The 25687-nt window shown below is 18.4% G+C and carries 22 protein-coding genes; 13 read left to right on the top strand and 9 right to left on the bottom strand.

All coding sequences use genetic code 11. The annotated features are described in order from the left end of the window. Window positions 1–17 precede the first annotated feature (17 nt). Window positions 18–1289 (bottom strand): diaminopimelate decarboxylase, encoded by a 1272-nt coding sequence (gene lysA, locus GJT94_RS02075; protein WP_168894472.1) that lies wholly within the window; start codon window positions 1287–1289, stop codon window positions 18–20. A 278-nt stretch (window positions 1290–1567) separates the two neighbouring features. Here lysA and GJT94_RS02080 point away from each other — a divergent pair, with 278 nt between their 5' ends. From GJT94_RS02080 to crr, 3 genes are all read left to right on the top strand, one after another. After that, window positions 1568–1822, top strand: a complete 255-nt coding sequence (locus GJT94_RS02080; protein ID WP_168894473.1) for an HPr family phosphocarrier protein — start codon at window positions 1568–1570, stop codon at window positions 1820–1822. Window positions 1823–1953: 131 nt separating this feature from the next. Continuing rightward, complete coding sequence (ptsI, locus tag GJT94_RS02085) at window positions 1954–3687, top strand: phosphoenolpyruvate-protein phosphotransferase PtsI (RefSeq protein ID WP_168894474.1); 1734 nt, start codon at window positions 1954–1956, stop codon at window positions 3685–3687. Between the two features lie 3 nt (window positions 3688–3690). Beyond that, complete coding sequence (gene crr, locus GJT94_RS02090; protein WP_168894475.1) at window positions 3691–4194, top strand: PTS glucose transporter subunit IIA; 504 nt, start codon at window positions 3691–3693, stop codon at window positions 4192–4194. 538 nt (window positions 4195–4732) lie between these two features. On the opposite strand, the gene GJT94_RS02095 is transcribed toward crr, so the two are convergent. Then, window positions 4733–5449 (bottom strand): YebC/PmpR family DNA-binding transcriptional regulator, encoded by a 717-nt coding sequence (locus GJT94_RS02095; protein WP_168894476.1) that lies wholly within the window; start codon window positions 5447–5449, stop codon window positions 4733–4735. Between the two features lie 32 nt (window positions 5450–5481). Continuing rightward, window positions 5482–7230 (bottom strand): aspartate--tRNA ligase, encoded by a 1749-nt coding sequence (aspS, locus tag GJT94_RS02100; RefSeq protein WP_168894477.1) that lies wholly within the window; start codon window positions 7228–7230, stop codon window positions 5482–5484. A 397-nt stretch (window positions 7231–7627) separates the two neighbouring features. On the opposite strand from aspS, the gene argS reads away from it, so the two are divergent. From argS to potC, 5 genes are all read left to right on the top strand, one after another. Next, window positions 7628–9361, top strand: a complete 1734-nt coding sequence (argS, locus tag GJT94_RS02105) for an arginine--tRNA ligase (protein WP_168894478.1) — start codon at window positions 7628–7630, stop codon at window positions 9359–9361. Window positions 9362–9437: 76 nt separating this feature from the next. After that, entirely contained in the window at window positions 9438–10535 is a 1098-nt protein-coding gene (gene mnmA / locus GJT94_RS02110) for a tRNA 2-thiouridine(34) synthase MnmA (RefSeq protein WP_168894479.1), read from the top strand. A gap of 46 nt (window positions 10536–10581) precedes the next feature. Beyond that, window positions 10582–11709: a spermidine/putrescine ABC transporter ATP-binding protein PotA gene (gene potA / locus GJT94_RS02115; RefSeq protein ID WP_168894480.1), complete on the top strand. Its 1128-nt coding sequence runs from the start codon at window positions 10582–10584 to the stop codon at window positions 11707–11709. Then, window positions 11684–12550 carry a spermidine/putrescine ABC transporter permease PotB gene (gene potB / locus GJT94_RS02120; protein WP_168894481.1) on the top strand — a complete coding sequence of 289 codons (867 nt, stop codon included), beginning with the start codon at window positions 11684–11686 and terminating at the stop codon, window positions 12548–12550. The genes potA and potB overlap by 26 nt, the downstream gene beginning before the upstream one ends. Next, window positions 12543–13343, top strand: coding sequence for a spermidine/putrescine ABC transporter permease PotC (potC, locus tag GJT94_RS02125; protein WP_168894482.1), 801 nt, complete (start codon window positions 12543–12545; stop codon window positions 13341–13343). The genes potB and potC overlap by 8 nt, the downstream gene beginning before the upstream one ends. 19 nt (window positions 13344–13362) lie before the next feature. Here the strand turns inward: potC and mutM are convergent, their stop codons facing one another. The 5 genes from mutM to rpmH all read right to left on the bottom strand — a co-directional run bounded on the left by mutM (window position 13363) and on the right by rpmH (window position 17789). After that, window positions 13363–14181 (bottom strand): bifunctional DNA-formamidopyrimidine glycosylase/DNA-(apurinic or apyrimidinic site) lyase, encoded by an 819-nt coding sequence (mutM, locus tag GJT94_RS02130; protein ID WP_168894483.1) that lies wholly within the window; start codon window positions 14179–14181, stop codon window positions 13363–13365. A gap of 5 nt (window positions 14182–14186) precedes the next feature. Next, window positions 14187–15551 carry a tRNA uridine-5-carboxymethylaminomethyl(34) synthesis GTPase MnmE gene (gene mnmE, locus GJT94_RS02135; RefSeq protein ID WP_168894484.1) on the bottom strand — a complete coding sequence of 455 codons (1365 nt, stop codon included), beginning with the start codon at window positions 15549–15551 and terminating at the stop codon, window positions 14187–14189. Window positions 15552–15570: 19 nt separating this feature from the next. Next, on the bottom strand, window positions 15571–17211 hold the full coding sequence (yidC, locus tag GJT94_RS02140) for a membrane protein insertase YidC (RefSeq protein ID WP_168894485.1): 1641 nt from the start codon (window positions 17209–17211) through the stop codon (window positions 15571–15573). A gap of 75 nt (window positions 17212–17286) precedes the next feature. Next, window positions 17287–17634: a ribonuclease P protein component gene (gene rnpA / locus GJT94_RS02145; RefSeq protein WP_168894486.1), complete on the bottom strand. Its 348-nt coding sequence runs from the start codon at window positions 17632–17634 to the stop codon at window positions 17287–17289. Between the two features lie 2 nt (window positions 17635–17636). Beyond that, entirely contained in the window at window positions 17637–17789 is a 153-nt protein-coding gene (rpmH, locus tag GJT94_RS02150; RefSeq protein ID WP_168894487.1) for a 50S ribosomal protein L34, read from the bottom strand. A gap of 144 nt (window positions 17790–17933) precedes the next feature. Between rpmH and dnaN the strand changes: the two genes are divergently transcribed. Beyond that, the gene (gene dnaN / locus GJT94_RS02155) at window positions 17934–19061 is read left to right on the top strand and encodes a DNA polymerase III subunit beta (protein ID WP_168894488.1); all 1128 of its coding nucleotides are present in this window, start codon (window positions 17934–17936) and stop codon (window positions 19059–19061) included. A gap of 38 nt (window positions 19062–19099) precedes the next feature. Next, entirely contained in the window at window positions 19100–21511 is a 2412-nt protein-coding gene (gene gyrB, locus GJT94_RS02160; protein WP_168894489.1) for a DNA topoisomerase (ATP-hydrolyzing) subunit B, read from the top strand. 78 nt (window positions 21512–21589) lie between these two features. Here the strand turns inward: gyrB and rpoZ are convergent, their stop codons facing one another. Then, window positions 21590–21841, bottom strand: a complete 252-nt coding sequence (gene rpoZ / locus GJT94_RS02165; protein WP_168894490.1) for a DNA-directed RNA polymerase subunit omega — start codon at window positions 21839–21841, stop codon at window positions 21590–21592. Between the two features lie 161 nt (window positions 21842–22002). Between rpoZ and ppa the strand changes: the two genes are divergently transcribed. The 3 genes from ppa (at window position 22003) to GJT94_RS02180 (ending at window position 25647) form a co-directional block, all read left to right on the top strand. Next, window positions 22003–22536 (top strand): inorganic diphosphatase, encoded by a 534-nt coding sequence (ppa, locus tag GJT94_RS02170; protein ID WP_168894491.1) that lies wholly within the window; start codon window positions 22003–22005, stop codon window positions 22534–22536. Between the two features lie 83 nt (window positions 22537–22619). Further along, complete coding sequence (gene eno, locus GJT94_RS02175) at window positions 22620–23867, top strand: phosphopyruvate hydratase (protein WP_168894492.1); 1248 nt, start codon at window positions 22620–22622, stop codon at window positions 23865–23867. 73 nt (window positions 23868–23940) lie between these two features. After that, window positions 23941–25647: an ATP-binding cassette domain-containing protein gene (locus GJT94_RS02180; RefSeq protein ID WP_168894493.1), complete on the top strand. Its 1707-nt coding sequence runs from the start codon at window positions 23941–23943 to the stop codon at window positions 25645–25647. The last annotated feature ends 40 nt before the right edge of the window (window positions 25648–25687 follow it).

Here is a 25687-nt window from a genome sequence, read left to right on the forward strand (position 1 = left end):
AATTAATTAATTTTTTACTAAAATAATTCTAAATTAATTAATTCTTGTATTTTCTGACGACGTCTAATAATTTTTGGAATGTTATTTTCAATTAAAATTTCAGGTATTAAAGGTCTACTGTTATAATTAGAAGACATTGAAGCACCATATGCTCCTGTATCATGAAAAATTAAGTAATCACCAATATTTACTATAGGTAATATAAAAAAAGAAATTTCACCATTATCTAATTGTGTAAATATATCTCCTGATTCACATAAAGGTCCTGCAACAATAGTATTAATTTTAGGATAATTAGACATATCTTCCCCTTTTGAAGAAATTGCAGATATATAATGATAACTACCATACATTACTGGTCTAATTAAATCATTGAACCCTGCATCTACTATAACAAATCTTTTTTTTTTTATATTTTTTACAGCACATACTTGACAAATTAAAATTCCTGATTCTGCTACTAAAAATCTTCCTGGTTCAATTTCTAATTGTATTTTTTTTTTAAAAAAATTATTAATAATATTTCTTGTATTATTCCATAATTGGAAATAATGGTTAGTATTAACTATTTGATCACCTTTTTTATAAGGGATAGATAATCCTCCTCCAGCTGATATCATATTAATTTTTGGCATATAAGGTTTTAATACGTTATATAGCATTGCATTACATACTTTTTGTAAATGTTGATAATTTACTCCTGAACCTATATGCATATGTATTCCAATTAAATTTAAATTATATTTTTTAATAAAATAAATTGATTTTTTTAAATCTTTATACCAAATACCATGTTTACTTGTTTCTCCCCCAGTATTTGTTTTTTTATTATGTCCATGTCCAAAACCAGGATTAATTCTTAACCATATATTATGACCTTTTGAAATATTACCTAATTGATGTAACATGTCTATTGAACCAATATTAACAGTAATATTAAGTTTAATAATACGTTTTAATGTTTGTTTATCAAAAATATCTGAAGTAAAAACAATATCATTTATATTTTTAGGATTATATCCAGCAATTAATGCTCTTTCTATTTCTCCTAATGAAATAGCATCTACTTTTACTCCTTCAGATTTCATAAGTTTTAAAATATTTATATTAGAACAAGATTTTTGTGCAAATCTAATTATGTCAAATTCTTTTAATTGTAAAATTTTATTTTTTATATTTTCAGCACAATATAACCAAAAAGGAGTTTTATATTTTTTTATTAAGAATAATATTGTTTTATTAGTAATATTATTTTTATTAAAATTTTTATCAAAAATTTGTATTTTCATTTTAAAAACCTTATTTGTGGAAATAAAATTAAATAAAAATTAAATTTATACTATTCTAATAATATATAAAATATCTTTTATAAATAAAATCTTTAATTAATTTTTAGTAGCCAAGATAATTTATCTATGTTATGTATAAAATAAAATATTTAAAATAATTAATAATTATCTATATAATTTACTAATATAATTTATTATAATTTAATTTATTATTAATTAAAATTTAATATTTTAATTATGTAAAATTTTTAAAATATATTAAAATTTAGGGAAAAATAATGTTACAAAAAGAAATTATTATTCACAATAATCATGGTTTTCATACTCGTCCAGCAGCAATATTTGTAAAAGAAGCTAAAAATTTTATATCAGATATTACAATTACTTCTCAAGGAGAAACAGTAAATGCTAAAAGTTTATTTAAAATACAAACTTTAGGATTGACTAAAGGTACTTTAATTATTTTAAAAACTTCAGGAATAGATGAAAAAAAAGCTATAGAACATTTAACTAAAATTATTCAAAAATTATAAAACAATTTTTTAATTTTATCATTATAAAAATATTTTATTAATTAATTGAATTAATTATTTAATAAAATTAGTTAAATTATAACTAAGGATAAATATTTGACATAAAAATATTATATAATAGGAGTAAAAATATGATTTCAGGAATTATAGCTTCTCCTGGTATTTGTTTTGGTAAAGCTTTTTTATTAAAAAAAGATAATATTATTATTAATCGTAATAAAATTACTGATAATCAAATTAATATAGAAATTAATAAATTTTTAAATAGTCAAAAAAAATCTATAAAACAATTAGAAAATATAAAAAAAAAATCATTACAAAATACAAATTCTGAAAAAGAATTAATTCTGGATGGATATATTCTTTTTTTAGAAGATGAAGAAATGACTAAAGAAATTATTTTTTTAATAAAAAATAATTTATTATCTGCAGATGCAGCTGTAGATTCAGTAATAAATACTCAAATTAAAAAATTAGAAAATTTAAATGATAACTATTTAAAAGAAAGAATTTTTGATATTAAAGATATTGGAGATCGTTTAATAAAAAATATTTTAAAATTAAATATGATTAATTTAAATAAAATCAATAAAGAGGTAATTTTAATTGCCAAAGATCTTACACCATCTGAAACAGCTCAATTAAATTTAAAAAAAATTTTAGGATTTATTACTGACTTAGGAAGTAAAACTTCTCACACAGCTATAATGGCACGTTCTCTAGAAATACCCGCAATTGTTGGAACTGGAAATATAACTACTAAAGTTAAAACAAATGATTATATTATACTAGATAGTATTAATAATAATATTTATTTAAATCCTTCTACAAATATAATTAAAGAAAAAAAAATATTATTTAATAAATATATAATAGAAAAAGAAAAATTAAAAAAAATTAGTAGTCTATCAGCTAAAACTAAAGATAATTATCAAATTAAAATATGTGCTAATATAGGATCATTAAAAGAATTAAATAATATTCAAGAAAATGGTGCTGATGGTATTGGTTTATATAGAACAGAATTTTTATTTATGAACCGTAATTCTTTACCTACAGAAGAAGAACAATTTTATATTTATAAAACTGTAGCTAAAAATATGAAAAATAAATCAGTAATTATCAGAACTATGGATATAGGAGGTGATAAAAAAATACCATATATGAATTTACCTAAAGAAGAAAATCCATTTTTAGGTTATAGAGCTATTAGAATAAGTATAGATCGTAGAGATATCTTACATTCACAATTAAGAGCTATTTTAAGAGCATCTATATTTGGTAAATTATATATTATGTTTCCTATGATTATTTCAGTAGAAGAAGTTATATTTTTAAAAGAAGAATTAAAATTTTTGAAAACACAATTACAAAAACAAAAATATAATTTTAATCCAAATATCCCAATAGGAATAATGATAGAAACACCTTCATCTGCTATAATATCACATTATTTAATAAAAGAGGTAGATTTTTTTAGTATAGGTACTAATGATTTAACTCAATATACATTAGCTGTAGATCGTGGTAATGATTTAATTTCACATTTATATAATCCAATACATCCTGCTGTGCTTTTATTAATAAAAAAAGTAATAGATGCTTCACATGCAGAAGGAAAATGGACAGGAATGTGTGGAGAATTAGCAAGTGATGAATTTTTTATTCCTGTATTATTAGGAATGGGATTAAATGAATTTAGTATGAGTGCTATTTCTATTCCAAAAATTAAAAATATTATTCGAAATATAGAAATGATAAAAGCTAAAGAATTAGCTAATGATATCCTATTACAGCCTACAATCAAAAATATTAAAAATTTATTATTGGAATTTAATAATAAAAAAAATTTTTCTAAAAGGTAAAAAATGAATATTTTTTCTAATTTTTTTAAAAAAAAAAAACAAATTAAATTTACTAAAATATTTGCTCCTATTTCAGGAAATATAATAGATATAGAAAAAGTCCCCGATATTGTGTTTTCTGATAAAATTGTAGGAGATGGTATTGCTATTAACCCAACCGGTAATATAATAGTTGCTCCTGTTGATGGAATAATTGGTAAAATATTTGAAACTAATCATGCTTTTTCAATCAAAACATATAATAAAATTGAGTTATTTGTTCATTTTGGAATTGATACAGTAAAATTAAAAGGTAAAGGATTTACAAGAAAATTTAATTTAAAAAAAAATAATATAGTTAAAAAAGGTGAAATAATTATTGAATTAGATTTAAATTTTTTAAAAAAAACTGCTAAATCTATATATACTCCTGTGATAATTTCTAATATTGAAAAAATTAACAAAATTAAAAAATATTCAGGAAATGTTATAGCAGGTATTGATCCTATATTAGAAATTTATAAATAAATTTTTTTTATTAAAAAAATTTCAAAAATATTTTTTTATAAATACACAAGATTATATATTAATAAAATAATAATTTCTAATATATTAGTTATATTTTATTAAAATAATAATATAGTTTGAATAACGTAAATATTATATTTTGTATTTATGTTATTTTTTATTATTAATTGTGTTATAATTAGTTTTATTTTAATCATGAATATTTTAGAAAAATAAGATTATTATTTTTTTAAATTTATACTATATTTCATATATCTTAATTTTAAAATAATATTTATATTTTAAATATAAAAATTTATTCTATAAAAAAAATAGTAAGTTTAATTTTTCTTATTATTTCATTTATATTTTTATAAATTTATTTTAAAATAATAAAAAAATCTTTGATTTTAAAGTAAAAATATAATTAATATAATATAAATTATTTTGAGATTTTTTTTATTAATTATGTTTCATATGCTGTAATATTAAATATTAATTTATTATTTAAAATAATTGATATAATATTTTATCTTTTAAATTTTTAAAAAAATTTTATTTATTCAATTTCAGCATCGTGATAAATATGTTTTATATCATTATTTTTTTTACATAAAGATAAAAAATGAATTAATTTATTTTTTGTAAAAATATTTATTTTTTTTTTCATAAATGGTTCAATAAATAATTGAATCTTGATTGGTTCTATTTTTATTTTTTTTATTTCTTTGGTAAAAAACTTATATTTTTTTTTTGAAAAAATTATTTGAATATTTGTCTTGTTACATATAATATCATCTGCTTGTAATTTTTCTGCTATATCAATAATATTATCTAAATTATTTTTATATGAATATGAAACAAATATTTGTTTTTTAAATATATAATTAACTGCACCTTGTTGTTTTAAGCTTCCTCCAATTTTATTTAAAATATTACGTATAACAGATATAGTTCTATTATTATTATTTGTTAAACATTTTATCATTAATGCAATATTATCAGGACCAAAACCTTCATAATATATTTCTTTTAATTGATTATTATTTTTTTTTTTTTTTTCTAAAATATTCTGAATAATTGATCTCTTCATATTAAATGACAATGCTTTTTCTATAATTAAACGTAATTTAGAATTATATTGTGGATTAATGCTATTTCCGATTCTTATTGCTGAATTTAATTCTTTAATAATTTTAGAAAAAATTTTATCTTTTTTATTATCTTGTAGTTCTTTACGATGACGCATATTAGACCATTTACTATGTCCAGACATAAAATTATATTCCTTTTATTATTAAATAGTTATTATAATAAATATGATAATCCTAAATCTTTTAAAAGATTAGCATTTATTTTATAAGGAACTCTAGTTAATAAACAACTTGCTGATGTAGTTTTTGGAAATGCAATAACATCACGAATATTATTAGTATTAGTTAATAACATAATTAATCTATCTAATCCTAAAGCTATTCCTAAATGAGGAGGTGTTCCAAACTTTAAAGCTTCTAAAAAAAAACCAAAATTTTTTTTTTGTATTATTTTATTTATTTTAAGAAAATTAAATATTTTTTTTTGAAGTTTATAATCATTTATTCTCAAAGAACCACTTCCTATTTCATATCCGTTAATTACTAAATCATATGAATTAGATATAATTTGATAAGGATTTTTTTTAAAAAAATGATCTATATTTTTTATAAAACAATTTTTTGGTGACGTAAATGGATGATTCATTGAAACTAATTTACCTATTTTATTTTTTTGAAATAAAGGGAAATCTATTACCCATAATACAGACCATTCATTATCATTTATAAGATTAAAATCTTTTCCTAATTTTTTTCGTAAATGTCCCATTGAAGACATATTATCATTTATAATTTCTGTTCCAATAAAAATAATATCATCATGATTACAATTATTTTTATAAATAATATTTTTAACATTTTCATTATTTAAATTAACAATTAAATTATTTTTTATGTTTAAAATATTTATTAATTTATTATTATGTACTTGAAGTATACTTAAATCTTTTGTCCCATATTTTTTAATAAAATTTATATATTTACTTAAATTTTGAATTTTTATATTATAAAGATGTTTTTTTTTAATAGAAAGGGAAATTATTCTATTTTTATTTTTTTTATTAAAAAAATTACTTAAATCTATAAGTTTTAAACTATTTCTTAAATCAGGTTTATCTGTACCAAAATCTTTCATTGATTGTTTAAAGGTTAGAACTTTAAATTTATTTAAATAAATATTTTTTATATTTTTCCATATATTAAAAATCATTTTTTCTATAAAATTTCGAAATTTTTCTAATTTTATAAAAGATATTTCTATATCAATTTGTGTAAATTCTGGTTGACGATCTGAACGTAGATCTTCATCACGAAAACATTTAGCAATTTGATAATAACGATCTAATCCAGCAATCATTAATAATTGTTTAAAAATTTGTGGAGATTGAGGTAATGCATAAAAATTATGTTTGTGGATTCTACTGGGAACTAAATAATCTCTCGAACCTTCTGATGTAACATTTGTTAATATAGGAGTTTCAATATTTAAAAATTTATTTTTTTCTAAAAAAGATCTAATATAGCTAATAATCTTAGATCTTTGTTTTAAAATTACAATCATTTTTTTTTGTTTTAAATCTAAATATCTATATTTTAATCTAATTTCTTCGGAATTATTTATATTAAGATCTACAGGTAATGATTTAGATTTATTTAATATAGATAGACTAAAACCAATAATTTCTATTTCTCCAGTTAATAAATTTAAATTTTTATTTTTTTCTTTTCTTTCTACTATTTTACCTTTAATTTTTACACAAAAATTATTACGTAATGTAGTTGCTATATTATAAGCTATTTCATATTTGGGTTTAAAAATTGCTTGAATTATACCTTCTCTATCTTTTATATTGACAAAAATTAATTTTCCTAAATTTCTATAACTATCTACCCAACCATAAATAATTATTTCTTTATTTATAAATTTTTTATTAATTTCACCACAATAAATTTTATTTTTCATTTATAAATCCTTTATTAAAAAATAATTATTATATAACTAAATTTATTATATATAAAATATATTTTATTAAATAAAACTTTAATACAAATAATTTTATTTTATAAAATTTATTATTTTATATAAAAAAATTAAGTAAAATAACTAATAAAGTATTATATTTTATTATTTTTTAAATATTAAAAAATAATATACTTTATATAAATAAAAAAATTAAATTTTATTTAAAAAAAATATGATATTGTAATAAATAAAAAAAATAATTTATTTTATAATTAAGTCATTTAAAATAAAAAAATTATTTTAGAAAAATTTTTGGAAAAGATAATTTTGTTTTTTTGAATATTATTCATAACTTTAATAGTTATATAAAGTATTAAAATAATAAAGTAGGAAATATATGAATATAAAAAAAATTCTTTCAAAAAAAATTCATAAATCTATGATTAAAATAGGTATTCCAAAAAAATATGATCCAGTATTACGTTCATGTAAGAAAAAAAAATTAGGACATTATCAAGTTAATGGCGTTATATCTGCAGCTATTTATTTAAAAATAAATCCTAATACTTTAGCTACTAAAGTAGTAAAATCTTTAAATATAAAAAATATAATATCTAAAATTAAAATATCTAAATTAGGTTATATTAATCTTTTTATTAAAAATCAATGGTTATCAAATCAGGCTAATTTATTAATAACATCTAAAAAATTAGGATTAACAACAAAAATTTTATCTGAAAATATTGTTATTGATTATTCAAGTCCTAATATAGCAAAAGAAATGCATGTAGGTCATTTAAGATCTACTATTATAGGGGATTCTATTGTAAGAATTTTATCTTTTGTTGGACATAATGTTATTAAATCAAATCATATTGGTGATTGGGGGACACATTTTGGTATGCTCATAGCTTTTTTAAAATTAAAGAAAAAAGAAAAAATGAATTTATTACTTTCTGATATAGAAAAATTATATAAAAAAGCTCAAAAAAAATATATTGAAGACATTAATTTTGCAAAAAAATCTAAAATCTATGTAGTTAAATTACAACAAAAAGATATTTCTTGTTTAAAAATATGGAAAAAAATAGTTGATATTACTATGAATTATAATTATCAATTATATAATAAACTTAATATTAAACTTACACGTCATGATACTATGGGAGAAAGTACATATAATGATATGTTATCAAGTATAATTATTGATTTAAAAAAAAAAGGAATAGCTATTAATAATAATGGAGCTGTTGTTGTTCCTATAAAAGGAATGAAAAATATAAAAGGAGAATTAATGGCTGTTATTATTAGAAAAAAAGATGGAGCATATCTTTATGCAACAACTGATATTGCATGTATTAAATCCCGTTATGAAAAATTTAAAGCTGATAGAATTATTTATTATGTAGATTCACGTCAAAATCAATATTTAAAACAGATTTTTCAAATAGTTAAACAAGCTAAATATATCCCTGCCAATATAAAGTTAGAACATCATATGTTTGGAATGATTTTAAATAAAAACAATAAACCTTTTAAAACAAGAGAAGGAAGTAATATAAAATTAAATAATTTAATAAAAGAATCTATTATTAAAGCTAAAAATATAATTATTAAAAAAAATCCTTTTATAGAAAAAAAAGCATTAGAAAAATTATCTCATATTATTGGTATTGGGGCAATAAAATATGCTGATTTATCTAAAAATAGAATAAATAATTATATTTTTAATTGGGATAAAATGTTATCTTTCAATGGAAATACATCTTTATATATTCAATATGCTTATGTAAGAGCTAAGTCTTTATTAAAAAAATCTAATATTAATTTAACAAAATTTTTAAATTTAGAAATTAGTTTTATTACTCATTATGAATTTAATCTTGTTGTATTATTTTTAGATTTTGAAGAAATTATTTTTAAAATTGTTGAAAAAGGTACTCCACACATATTATGTAATTGGTTATATAAACTTACAGTATTATTTACTTCATTCTATGAAAATTGTAATATTTTAAATTTAAAAGATGATATGCTAAAAATTAGCAGATTAAAAATAGTTTTTTTAACATCTTTATTTTTAAAAAAAGGACTATATTTATTAGGAATAAAAACTACAAAAAAAATATAAAAAATAACTGTATTCTTTTTTAGAAAGAATATCACTAGTTTTATTAATATATAAAAATTGTTATTTTAAATAATTTATGTTAAAAAAAAAAGTTATAGTTGCAATGTCTGGTGGTGTAGATTCTTCTTTTTCTGCTTGGTTATTAAAAAAACAAAATTATCAAGTAGAAGGATTATTTATGAAAAATTGGGAAGAAGATGATATAAATAATACTTGTAATTCTACAAAAGATTTATATGATGCAGAAATTATTTGTAAAAAATTAAAAATTCGTTTACATAAAATTAATTTTTCATTTGAATATTGGAATTATGTTTTTAAAAAATTCCTTCTTGAATATAAAAAAGGACATACACCAAATCCCGATATTTTATGTAATAAAATTATTAAATTTAAATATTTTATGAATTTTGCTATTAATAACTTAGGAGCTGATTTTATTTGTACAGGACATTATGTACGTCGTAAAAAGATTAAAAATAATTTTTTTTTATTAAAAGGTATTGACCCTAATAAAGATCAAAGTTATTTTTTATATACAATAAAAGCAAAACAATTAAAAAAAATTTTATTTCCTATAGGTGGATTAAAAAAGACAGAAGTAAGATATTTTACAAATAAATTTAAATTTATTAATGCTAATAAAAAAGATTCTACAGGAATTTGCTTTATAGGTGAAAAAAATTTTCCTAATTTTTTAAATAAATATATATCTCCTGTACCTGGTAATATAATTAATATTAATGGAGAAGTTATAGGTAAACATAAAGGATTAATACATTATACTATAGGACAAAGAAAAGGAATTGGAATCGGAGGTTCTATTTATTATAAAAGTAAACCATGGTATGTTTATAAAAAAAATATAAAAAAAAATATTTTAATTACAGTACAAGGTAAAGAAAATTTATATTTATATTTTATTGGATTAATAGTAAAAGAAATTCATTGGATTAATTTTATACCAAAAAATACAGAAAAAAAATATACAGTTAAAACTAGATACAGACAAAAAGAAGTTAAATGTAAAATTATTTTTTTAAAAAAAAATAAAATTAAAGTATATTTATATGATCCTATTGCTTGTATTACAAAAGGACAATCGGCTGTATTTTATTATGGACAAATTTGTTTAGGAGGTGGAATTATTGAAAGTGGGATTCCATTAATTTAATTAAAATAAATTTTTTTAATATTTTTTATATAGAGTAAGTATTATTATGGAAAAAAAAAATTTTAAAAAAATACTAATTAATTTAATTAATATTAATAAGTCATTTTTAGGTAAAAAAATTATTTCTAATTTAAATTTAAGTATTAATGACGGAGAATTTATTACCTTATTAGGACCTTCTGGTTCTGGAAAAACAACTATTATACGTTTAATAGCAGGTTTAGAAAAAGTAGATAGTGGTTGTATTTTTTTAAATCAAAAAGAAATAACAAAATATCCAGCAGAACAAAGACAAATAAATACTGTATTTCAAAGCTATGCACTATTTCCTCATATGTCTGTATTTGATAATATAGCTTTTGGTTTAAGAATGCAAAAAAAAACAAAAAAAGAAATAAATAATAAAGTTGCAAAAATTTTAGATATAGTTCAATTAAAAAATTTTATAAATAGCAAACCACATGAATTATCTGGAGGACAACAACAAAGAGTTGCAATTGCAAGAGCTGTAATTAATAAACCTAGAATATTATTATTAGATGAATCATTATCAGCTCTAGATTATAGATTACGTAAAAAAATGCAAAATGAATTAAAGGCTTTACAAAGAAAATTAGGTATTACTTTTATATTTGTTACACATAATCAAGAAGAAGCATTAAGTATTTCAGATCGTATTATTTTATTACGTAACGGTAAAATAGAACAAGATGGTACTCCTAGAGAGATATACGAAGAACCTAAAAATTTATTTGTTGCTAAATTTATAGGAGATATAAATATTTTTAATGCTAAAATTTTACAAATACTTGATAAGTATCAAGTATTAGTTAATTTAGAAGGTTATATATGTAATATTAAAATTCCGTTTCCAATTACTATTGGAGAAAAAATACATGTCTTATTAAGACCAGAAGATTTAAGAATTAAAAAAATTAATAGTAAAACTAATTTAACTACAGGTTTAATTGGTTATATAAAAGAAAAAAATTATAAAGGTATGACTTTAGAATCTATATTAAAACTTAATAATGGTAAAATTATAACTGTAAGTCAATTTTTTAATGAAAATGATCATTATATAGAATATTCTTTAAATCAAAAAATGTTAATAAATTGGGTAGAAACATGGGAGGTTGTATTACCTTATGAAAAAAGTAATGAAATATATTAAAAAAATTATAATTTTTATAATTATTAGCTGGTTATTTTTATTTATTTTATTACCTAATATAATAATTATTATGATTAGTTTTTTAAAAAAAGGTAATTCTCACTTATTTATATTTAAATTTTCTTTTAATAATTATTTAAATTTATTTAATTTTTTATATATTAGAGTTTTTATAAATTCTTTGTTTATTTCCTTTATTACAACATTAATATGTTTGTTAATAGGTTATCCTTTTGCATGGTGTTTATCAAAAATATCTAATAAAAAAAAATCTTTAATGTTATTTTTTTTATTTTTACCATTTTGGGTTAATTCATTAATTAGAATATATTGTTTAAAAATATTCTTAGGAATTAATGGATGGTTAAATAATATCTTATTTTATTTTAAAATTATTAATTCTCCTATTCATATAATTTATACTCCTACTGCTGTTATAATAGGACTAGTATATATTTTACTACCTTTTATGATAGTACCTATATATTCTAGTTTTGAAAAATTAGATAAATTTTGTATAGAAGCTGCAAAAGATTTAGGTGCTCAATCCTGGAAAATATTTTTTTATATTATAATACCTTTAACTACCTCAGGTATTATTGCAGGTTGTCTTTTAGTATTTTTACCTAGTATGGGTATGTTTTATATTTCTGATCTAATGGGAGGGGCTAAAAATTTATTAATTGGTAATATTATTAAAAACCAATTTTTAAATATTAGAGATTGGCCATTAGGAGCAGCAACTAGCACAATAGTTACATTATTTACAGGTATATTTTTAATATTATATTTTAAAATTGTCAATTTTTTAGATAAAAAGGAATTTAAAAAAAATGTTTAAACGTGTTTGTAGAATCATTTTTATAAATTTTATTTACTTTTGTTTTTATATTCCTATTATATTATTAGTAATTAATTCTTTTAATTCATCACGTTTTGGTATTACATGGCAAGGATTTAGTACTAAATGGTATAAATTAATTATACATAACTCTTCTTTATTAGAAGTTACATATCATTCTTTATGTATTGGTATTATTACTGCTACTTTTACAACATTTATTGGATTATTAACTGCATTATCATTATATCATTACAATATGCATATTAAATCTTTTATAAGTACTTTATTATTTATAGTAATTATTTCTCCTGATATTGTAATGGGTATTTCATTATTATTATTATTTATTTTATTAAATTTTTCTTTAGGTTTTTGGTCTTTGTTATTTTCACATATTACATTTTGTCTTCCATATGTAGTTATTTCTATTCATTCTAGATTACATGATTTTGATAGTCGTATGATAGAAGCCGCAAAAGATTTAGGTGCTAGTGAAATGATTATTTTAACAGAAATAATATTTCCTATCATATTTCCCACTATTATTTCTAGTTGGTTATTAAGTTTTGCTTTATCTATGGATGATATAACTATATCAACTTTTGTAACAGGTCCAGAATATGAAATATTACCTTTAAAAATTTATTCAATGTCAAAAATAGGTATTACTCCTGAAATTAATGTTCTAGCAACAATATTAATAATTATATCTTTGTTTTTAGTTATTATAAGTAGAATTATTTTAATAAAATATAAAACATGTAATCAAATTACATCTTTATTAGATTAATTTTTTTATTCAAAAATAATTATTTTTGACATTTAGAACAGAAAAATGTACTTCTATTTCTTTGAAATATTCTAATGATTTTTTCTTTACATATTTGACATAATTGATTTTTTTTAGCATATACTAGAAAATATTTAGAAAAATTTCCAATATTATTATTAGGTAATCTATAATTATTTATAGTAGAACCTCCATATTTTATAGATTTATATAAAATATATTTAATATTTTTAACTAATGTTTGAATTTCTTGTAAATTTAAAGTACTGGATATTCGAATAGGTAATATTTTTGATAAAAATAAAGATTCATTAGCATATATATTACCTATTCCAGTTACAACTTTATTATCCATTAATAATATTTTAATAGCAATATTTTTTTTTTGAGTGTATTTATATAAATATAAACTGTTAAAATTATTGTTTAATGGTTCAGGACCTAATTTTTTCAAAAATATATTTTTTTTATAATTTTTTATTTCCCATAACCAAAATCCAAATTTTCTAATATCTGTATATCTTAAAATTAAATGATTATCTATAATCAGATCGATATGATCGTGTTTAGTATATAAATACATATTTTTATGACTAAGAATAGATAATATCCCTGTCATACCTAAATGTATAATAATTGTATTTTTTAATAAAATTATTATAATGTATCTACCTCTTCTTTTAACATCTAGAATTTTTTGATTATTAATCTTAATAATATTATCAGAAATAATATATTTTAGTTTTTTAGTTCTAATTATAGAATAATTAATTATTTTTCCTTTTAATGACGGTTTTATTATATTTTTAATTACTTCTACTTCAGGTAATTCAGGCATAATTTTTATTTACCAACACAAAATTGAGAAAAAATATTATTTAATAAATCTTTAGAATAAAATTTTCCAGTAATAAAATCTAATTCTTTTTGTATTAATCTGAAATCTTCAGATAATAATTCTATAGAATTTGTGTTTAAAAAATTATCTTTTCCTTTTATAAGATATTTATAAATATTATTTAAAGAATTTAAATGTCTTTCTTTTGCTGTAAATTGATCTTCATTTATATTAGTAAATATAATTTTTTCTTTTATAAAATTCATTAAAATTGATATTCCTTTTTTTGTTTTAGTAGATATTTTTACGATTGTATAATTATTATTATATATTATTTCAGGAATATTATTTGTTATATCTATTTTATTACGTATTATAATAATAGGAATTTTTTTAATAAATTTTTCTAAATACTTTTTCATAATATGAGATAAATTTTTTTTTGATATGTTATCTTCTATTACTAAAAATAAATAATTAGAATTTTTAATTTCTTTAAAAGTTTTTTTAATACCTAATATTTCAATTTGATTATCAGTATCTCTAATACCTGCAGTATCTATAATTTCTATAGGAACTGAATTTATATAAATATTTTCATGTAAAATATCTCTAGTTGTTCCGGGAATATTAGTTACTATAGAAACATTTTTTTCAGTAATTAAATTCATTAAACTTGATTTACCAGAATTAGGTGGCCCAATTAATATTATTTTAATTCCTTCTTTAATTCTGATACCATTTTTTACATATTTTATAATATTTTTTAAAATTTTTAATAATTTTTCTATTTCTATTAAGATTTTTTTACAAAAAATAGAAAAATTAATTTCATAATTAAATTCAAGAAAAGATTCTATTTTAGTTCTTAGGTTAATAATTATTTTTTTAAGTTTTTTTAACAATAAAGAAAATTTACCATTCATAAGATTCATTGCTGAAAATACAGCTGCTTTTGAATTAGCAGAAATAATATCGGAAATTGCTTCTGCTTGAGTTAGATCAAATTTTTTATTTAAAAAAGCTCTTTTAGAAAATTCTCCTGGATCTGCAATTCTAATTCCAGAAATATTTAATATATCATTTATTAATAAATCTAATAATAAAGTATTTCCATGACATTGGATTTCTAAAATATCTTCACCAGTAAAAGAATTAGGTTCTGGAAACAAAATTACAATACCTTTATCTATAATTTTATTTTTATAAAAAAAAGGTAAGTAATGTGCATATCTTGGTTTAAGATAATTTAACTTTAATGTATATTTAATTACATTTATTACTTTATTACCAGATATTCTTATAACTCCTATACTTCCTTGACCTAAAGGAGTTGCCCTTGCAATTATTGTATGTTTTTTTATTTCCATAATTTAATCAATAAAATTGTTATATTTTTTTATAATATTTATTTTTTATTTTATAAAAAACCCATTTTTGTTGTAAAATAGTTATTAAATTATTAATTATATAATATAAAACTAATCCTGAAGGAAGCCATAAAAAAAATAAACTAAATATAATAGGTATTATATATGTAAATTTTGCTTGTATATCATCTTTATCAAAATTATTTTGAGAAATTTTTTGAATTAATAACATTGTAATACTCATTATTATCGGTAAAATATAATATGGATCTTGTGATGATAAATCCTTTATCCAAAAAATAAATGAAGCATGTCTTAATTCTATAGAATTAGTTAATGTATAATATAAAGCTAAAAAAATCGGCATTTGTATAATAAAAGGTATGAATCCAGATAATGGATTTAAATTTTCTTTTTTATACAATGAAATTATTTCTTTAGTATATTTTTCTTTATCATTGCTAAAAATTTCTTTGATTTTTTTTATTTTTGGTTGTAAAAAATTCATTTTAGCTATAGCTATATACTGTTCTTTTGATAAAGGATATGTTAATATTCTGATTATCAGAGTAATCATAATTATTGCAAAACCCCAATTTCCTATTAGATTAAATAATAAATTCAATAGTTTAAATAATGGTCTAGACAAGAATCCCCAAAAACCATAATCTATAGTTAGATCTAAAAAAGGTGCAACTTTAGACATTTTTTCTTGAATTTTAGGACCTATCCATAATTTTGATACAAAATTATATTTTTCTCCAGGTAAAATTAAGTAATTAGCAGATTTAAAACCAATACTAATAATATTATTAAATAATTTTTTTATATATATATTATTTTTTTTATGAAGTTTAGGAATAATCCAAGCTGAAGTAAAATATTGTTGTAACATAGCTACCCATCCATAATTAACAGGTATATTTATTTCTTTATTTTTTAAAATATGAGAAAATTTGTATTTTTTAAATTTAAAATTTTCTGTAGAAATAGCTACATTATTAAATATTTTAGCAGAAATATTATTTTTTTTTTTATCTAAATATTTTTCAGGAGTATAACTAGATTTATCTATTTGTCCAAATATACCTAAACAAATAGGTTTTTTACTTTTATTAAAAATTTGATGATTAATATTTATTAAATAATTTTCTTTTGTAAAAGAAAATGTTTTTATGTATAAAATATTTTTTTTTATAAAAAATAAAGGTATTTTTAATATATTTGTATTTTTTTTAAAATTAAAATTATATGATTTTGAAAAAAATTTAGAATTTTTATTAAAAAATCTATTTTTTTCAAAATTATTTTTTTGAATTATACCACTTTTTATTTGATAAATAAAATCAGAATTTTTTCTTAATAGAGTAAAAAATTTTTTAGAATTTAATTTATCTAAATAATCTAATAATTGTACTTTTTCAATAGTACCTCCATAAGGATTAATATATAAAAAAAATTTATTAGTTTTGACTAAAATATTATTATTATTATTAATATTAGAAGTTTTTTTATATTTATTATCTATATTTATTAAATTTTTATTAATAACTATTTTTCTATTATTTTGAATATAATTATATATTTTTTGCCAATTACCTAAAATAATAAAACTACATAAACAAAAAATAATTACAATAATATTATTTTTTGAATTCATTATTTTATGCTCATTTTAATTTATTTAATATTAAAAATTAATTATAACTTAAAAATAACAATTATTTTAAATAAATTATTTTATTTTAAAAAAACTCCATATATTTTCTAAATATTTTTTTGAAAAAAAATCGTTTATTTTTAAAATATTTCTATTATTTATAATTATAATATAATCCATAATTATAAATGAATATTGATTTAAACGAAAGTATTCACGAATAATTCTTTTAAATTTATTTCTAAGATTTGTTTTATGAATTATTTTTTTAGGTATAATAATACCTATACGGGAATATTTTCTTCTATTTATCTTACTTAGAATTGTATAATATTTATTATTTGATTTTATAGGATCATTAAATACGATATTAAAATTAAATGAAGTTAAACGTTTTTTTTTAGAAAAATTTAAATTATTCATTGTTATTTTAATTTTTTATCTGAAATACTCAAATATATACGATTTTTAGTACGACGACGATTTATTATTTTTCTACCATTTTTTGTTTTCATTCTATTTCTAAATCCGTGAGATCTTTTTTTCTTTAATATAGATGGTTGAAAAGTACGTTTCATAAAATTTATACTTTATACATATTTTAAATAAATTAATTATTACATAAAACTTATATTTTATATATCATTTTTTTAATTTAGATATTTAAAAATATAATTATGTTATAATTATAAAAAAATTTTATTATAATTTTTTATAAAATAATGGAAAATAATATTACTATTACTATTAATCGTGAATTATTAATTAAACCATTAAAATATGTAACAAATATTATTAATAATAAATCTATACATCCTATTATAAATAATATTTTAGTGGAAATTATGGATAATGGAATAATTTTTTTTAAAAGTACTAATTTAGAAATTGAAATTACATCATTTATTAAAAATATAAATAATAAAAAAAAATATTCAGTTATACTCCAAGGAAAAAAATTTTTTAATATATGTCGTAGTTTACCTAAAAAGAATGATATAAAATTATTATTTAGTGATAATAAAGTTATTATATCATCTAAAAATTGTTTTTTTAAAATATCTACTTTACCAATAGATAATTTTCCTACTATAGATTTTATAAAATATGATATAGAATTTTATCTTAAAAATAAGGTAATAAAAAAATTTATATATGCTACTTATTTTTCTATAGCAGATAATGATGTAAGAAAATATTTAAATGGATTATTATTACAAATTAAAAATAATATTTTATATATTGTATCTACTGATGGTCATAGATTATCTATTTATAATTCTATTATACATACAAAAATAATTGATTATTATGTTATAATTCCTAAAAAAAGTATTTTTGAATTATTTAAATTACTTAATAATACTGATGAATTAATTAATATTAAAATTAATTGTAATAATATTTGTTTCATTTTTAATAATTTAAAATTTATATCTAAATTAATTGAAAGTAATTTTCCTAATTATAAAAAAATTATACCTAAATTTTTTTACAAAACTATAAAAATTAATCGTATAGAATTAAAAAATTCTTTAAATAGAATATCTATTCTAGTTAATGAAAGAACTAAAGGAGTAACATTATTATTTAATAATAATTATTTAAAAATATTTAGTAATAATATTAATAATGAAAAAGTTGAAGAAATATTAGAAATAGAAAAAAATAATGATGGTAAAGAATTTAATATAAATATATCTTTAAATATTAATTATTTAATAAATGTTATTAATGTATTAGAAAGTAGTATTATTAAAATTTCTTTTACTAATAATATTTCTAGTATTAAAATCGAAGATAATTATGAAAAAAATAGAATTTATTTAATTATGCCAATGAAAATTTAAAAATTGTACTATTTTTTATATAAAAATGAGAGTTAAACTTGAAAAATAAATATTATGATTCATCAAGTATTCAAATTTTAAAAGGATTAGATGCAGTTAAAAAAAGACCAGGAATGTATATTGGAAATACAGATGATGGTACTGGACTTCATCATATGGTATTTGAAGTTATAGATAATGCTATTGATGAGTCTCTTTCTGGTTATTGTAAAAATATACATGTTGTTATTTATAATGATAATTCTATTTCTATTAGTGATGATGGGAGAGGTATACCTACAGATATTCATAAAGAAGCTAAAATATCAGCTGCTGAAGTAATTATGACGATATTACATTCAGGAGGTAAATTTGATAATAAATCTTATAAATTATCAGGAGGATTACATGGTGTAGGTATTTCTGTAGTAAATGCTTTATCTAAAAAATTAGAATTAGTTATTAAAAGAAATGGTAAATTGTATAAACAATTATATTATTATGGAATACCACAAAATAAATTACAAATAATTGGTATAAGTAAAAATACAGGTACTAATATAAGATTTTGGCCTAATTATAATATATTTACTAATATTCAAACCTTTAATTATAAAATTTTATCTAAAAGATTACGAGAATTATCATTCTTAAATTCAGGATTGTTTATTTCCATTACCGATATTAAAAATAATAAATATGATTCATTTCAATATTACGGAGGAATAAAAGAATTTATTAAATATTTAAATAAAAATAATAATCTTATACATAAAAATATTTTTTATTGTCATAATAAAAATGATAAAACAAATATAGAAATTATTATGCAATGGAATAATTCTTTTAAAGAAAAAGTATATTGTTTTACAAATAATATACCACAAGAAAATGGAGGAACTCATTTATCTGGATTAAAATCAGCTATAACACGTACAATTAATTTGTATATAGATAAAGAAGGTTATAATAAAAAAAAAAATATAAATATAACAGGAGAAGACACAAGAGAAGGTTTAATTGCAATTATATCTATTAAAACTTTAAATCCTAAATTTTCCTCTCAAACTAAAGAAAAATTAATTTCATCAGAAATAAAATCTTTAGTAGAATGTTATGTTAATCAACAATTAATGTTTTTCTTATTAGAAAATCCTAGTGATGCTAAAAAAATAATAGAAAAAATAATTCGTGCAGCAAAAATAAGAGATTTAGCAAGAAAAACAAAAGATATTATAAAAAATCAAAACATTCTTAGTATATCTAGATTACCAGGAAAATTATCTGATTGTCAAGAAAATAATCCAAAATTATCTGAAATTTATTTAGTAGAAGGTGATTCTGCAGGAGGTTCTGCTAAACAAGGTAGAAATAGAAAAAATCAAGCAATTTTACCCTTAAAAGGGAAAATTCTTAATGTAGAAAAAGCTGGTTTTAATAAAATTATTTCCTCTCAAGAAATAATTACATTAATTACTGCTTTAGGTTGTAATATACATTCTGGAAAATATAATTTGGATAAATTAAGATATCATAATATTATTATTATGACAGATGCAGATGTGGATGGAGCACATATTCGTACTTTATTATTAACATTTTTTTATCGTCAAATGCCTAAAATTATAGAAAAAGGATATATATATATCGCTCAACCTCCATTATACAGAATAAAACAAGGTAAAAAAAAATTATATATTAAAAATAATGCAGAAATGGAAATTTTTACATTAAATATAGCTTTAAATAACGCTATATTTTTTTTTAAAAATTCAAAAAAAAATTTGTCAGATCAAAAATTACTAAATTTAGTGAATGAATATAATATTATAAAAAAAAATATGAAATCTTTAAAATATATTTTTTCTAATAAAATATTAAATGCCTTATTATATAATCTAAAATTAGAAAAATTAAACAACTATGATAATGTAAATTTGTGGATAAATAATTTATTATTATTTTTAAATAAAAAATATAGTAATATTAATTTTTCAGGAAATATACATAATAATATACAAAAAAATATTTTTGAACCAATAATTTATGAAGATAAATATGGTAATATAAGTAAATATTTACTAGATTATAATTTTTTTATTAGTAATGAATATAATAAAATATGTTTATTAGGTAATAAATTAATTTCTTTAAAAGAAAAAAAAATTTTTCGTGTAGAGAAAGGTAAAAAATATCAATATATTAACTCTTTTGAAGAAGGTCTAGAATGGTTATTAAAAGAATCAAAAAAAAGTTTTACTGTACAAAGATATAAAGGATTAGGAGAAATGAATCCTAATCAATTATGGGAAACAACGATGAATCCTTTAACTAGGAATATGTTAAAAGTAACAATTAAAGATGCAATAAAAGCAGATAAATTATTTTCTACTCTTATGGGTGATGAAGTTGAACCTAGAAGATTATTTATAAAAAAAAATGCTTTAAAAGTGACTAATATTGATATTTAATATATTACTTTTTTAAAAAAGTAAGAATTTATAAATAATAAAAGTGTTATTATAAAATATAATTTATGGAAAAATAGATTAATAATTATATATATCAACAGATTGCAGTTTTTTATCTATATTTTTTTCATAATTATCTATAATTTTTTTATTTATTAATCCTTGTTCAATTTCTCTTAATGCTAATATAGTTGTTTTATCATTTTTTTCAGGTAATAATGGAATTTTACCTCTAATTTGAATTTGTCTAGCTCTTTTAGAGGCTATTATAACTAAGTCAAATCTATTACCTATTTTTTTCACAGCTTTTTCTACAGTAACTCTAGCCATAATTAATAAACCATTTTTTATAAAAAAATTAATAAATTTAATTATTAATTTTATTTAAAGAAATATGATACTAAATATGTTAATTATTATATCATGTTTTTTTTAAACATGAAATTTTAATATTTTTAAAAATATCTTTTATATTTTAAGGAAATTATTATATGAACCTTAATAGTATACCTGCTGGTAAGAATATCCCTAATGATATTAATGTAATTATTGAAATATCTTCTAATTCTAATGGAATAAAATATGAAGTTAATAAAAAATATGGAATATTATTTGTAGATCGATTTATTAATATACCTATATTTTATCCATGTAATTATGGATATATAAATAATACTTTATCTTTAGATAAAGATCCGTTAGATGTATTAGTCATAACTAATTATTCAATTATACCAGGATCTGTAATAAGATGTCGTCCTATAGGTTTATTAAATATGATAGATGAAGCAGGAGATGATAAAAAAATAATTGCAGTTCCACATAATAAGATTTCTCAAGAATTTATTTTAATAAAAGATATTATTGATTTATCAGTATTATTACAAAAAAAAATTATATATTTTTTTAAACATTATAAAGATTTAGAACCAAAAAAATGGTGTCAAGTAAATAATTGGGGAAATGTTTTTGACGCACAAAAAGAAATTTTACTTTCTGTACAAAGATTTCAGCAAAAAAAATAATATTAATTAATATTTTTATAAATTTATATTATTATTATATAAAAATATATTATTAATATTATTAAATTTATTAAGGAAATAAGATGTCTAAAATAAAAAAAATAGTAGGTAGAGAAATTATTGATTCTAGAGGATATCCTACTATTGAAGCAGAAGTACATTTAAATAATAACATAATTGGTATGGCTTCTGTTCCTTCTGGAGCATCAACTGGATCTAAAGAAGCAATAGAATTACGTGATGGAAATAAAAAAAGATTTTTAGGTAAAGGAGTTTTAAAATCTGTTAAAATAATTAATACTATTTTTAATAAATATTTAATTAATCAAAATTCCTTAAATCAATCAAATATTGATGAAATCATGATTAATTTAGATAATACTGAAAATAAGTCTAATTTTGGAGCTAATACAATTTTAGCTGTTTCTTTAGCTAATGCTAGAGCATCTGCTTTATTTAATAATATTCCATTATTTCAATATATTAGTGATATTAATCATACAGAAAAAAAATTTTTTATGCCTTTACCAATGATTAACATTATTAATGGTGGTAAACATGCTGATAATAATTTAGATATACAAGAATTTATGATTCAACCTATTGGTGCAAAAAATATAAAAGAAGCCATACGTTATGGTGCAGAAATATTTCATCATTTATGTATTGTACTTAAAAAAAATAAATTAATTACCTCTGTTGGAGATGAAGGAGGTTATGCTCCAAATTTAAAAAATAATAGTGAAGCATTTAATATGATGTCAAAAGCAGTGAATAATGCTGGTCTTATTCTTGGAAAAGATATTACTTTTGCAATTGATTGTGCTGCTTCAGAATTATTTTATAATAATAAATATTATTTAAATAGTGAAAATATTAATCTTTCTTCAAAAGAATTTACAGATTTTTTATATAATTTAACTAAAAAATATCCTATTACTTCAATAGAAGATGGTTTAGACGAAAATGATTGGAATGGTTTTATATACCAAACAAAAGTATTAGGTAATAAAATACAATTAGTAGGAGATGATTTATTTGTTACTAATAAAAAATATTTAAAAAAAGGTATTAAAAATAAAGTTGCTAATGCTATTTTAATAAAATTAAATCAAATTGGATCTCTTACAGAGACATTATCTACTATTAAAATAGCTAAAAAAGCAGGATATAAAATTATTATTTCACATAGATCTGGAGAAACAGAAGATACATTTATTTCTGATTTAGCTGTAGGAACAAATGCTGATCAAATTAAAACTGGTTCAATGAGTCGTTCTGATAGAAATGCAAAATATAATCAATTAATTAGGATTGAAGAAAAATTATAAATTATTTTTATAAACTATGTTGTGTATATATCCAACATAGTAAAATATTATTTTATTAAATAAATAATTTAAAATGAAAAAAAAATATACAGAAAAAGAAATAATTTTGTGGTTAAAAAAACAAAGTTTTTTTGCTAAAAATTTCTTAAAAATATCTTATTTATTAAATTTTATTAATATATGTATATTAATTATTCAAAATTGGATATTATCCAAACAAATACAGACTTTTTTTTTAAAAGAAAATAAAAATAAAATTTTTTATTATTATATAATATTATTTTTATGTTTTATAATAAAAACATTTATAACTCTTATAATAAATAAAATCAATTTTTATTATAGTCAAATAATAAAAATTTCTATTAGAAAAAAAATTTTAAATAGACTAAAATCTATATACTATAAACATTTTACAAATCAAACATCAGGATCTGATATATCATTAATTATAAATCAAGTAGAAAATTTACAAAATTATTATAATCAATATATACCTAATTTTTTTACTACTAAAGTAACAACATTACTAATTTTAATTATCATCTTTTATATTAGTTGGATAATAGATTTAATACTAGTTATTATTAGTGTAGTAACAATTTTTTTTATAATATTAATTGGGGAAAAAGCAACAAGAAAAAATAAAAAAAATTTTAAAATATTATCCATTTTAAATGGATTATTTTTTGATAGATTAAAAGGTATAGAAACTATTAGATTATTTAATTTTTCTATAATCGAAATAAAAAAAATTTCTTTTTATATAGAAAAATATAGACAAAAAAATATTGAAATATTAAAAATTATCTTTTTAACTTCAGCTATTTTAGAGTTTCTTTCTTCTATTTCTTTAGCTTTTATTATTATGTACTTTAGTTTTACATATTTACACATAATAAATTTTGGTTTTTATAATAAAAACATTAAAATATTACATAGTTTTTTTATATTAATGTTGATTTTTGAGTATTTTCAAAATTTTAGTAATTTAGGATTACTATATCATATAAAATCTAAAGCAATTGGCGCAGCTAATGATATTATAAAATTATTAAATAATAAAAAATATATTAATTTAAAAAATAAAAAAAAAATTTTTTTAAAAAAAGTAAATAAATTAGAAATAAAAGCTAAAAATTTAATTATCAAAAATAAAAAAGGTCATATATTAATAGGCCCTGTGTCTTTTAAAATATTTTCTGGACAAAATATAGTTATTACAGGTCCAAATGGATGTGGAAAAACAACATTATTTAATTTATTTTTAGGTATATTACCATACGATGGTTCATTTAAAATTAATAATATTGAATTTAAAGATATAGATTTATATAATTGGTATAAAAAAATTTCATGTGTAAAACAGAATCCTATATTACCTGCTATAACAATTCAAAAAAATTTATTTTTTAATAAAAAATTAAATAAAAATAAAATACAAAAAATTATAAAAGAAATTGGTATAACAAGTTTTTTAAAAAAATTACCTAAGGGGATAAATACATCTTTATATAAAGAAAATATATATTTATCAGTAGGTCAAATACAAAGAATCGCAATTGCTAGAGCATTAATTAAAAATCATATAATATTATTATTAGACGAACCAATATCTAATATTGATATTAAAAGTCAATGTGATATTATTAAATCAATAAAAAAAAATATTTCACCGTTTAAAATTAATATAACAATTACACATAAAATATATAAAATAAATTATTATAATGAAATTTGGTATATGAAAAATGGAAAGATTATAAAAAAAATATTTTAATATTTTAAAAATAAACTTTTATTAAAATAAAGAATTTTCA

Source organism: Enterobacteriaceae endosymbiont of Donacia cinerea, from assembly GCF_012569925.1.
Classification (GTDB): Bacteria; Pseudomonadota; Gammaproteobacteria; order Enterobacterales; family Enterobacteriaceae.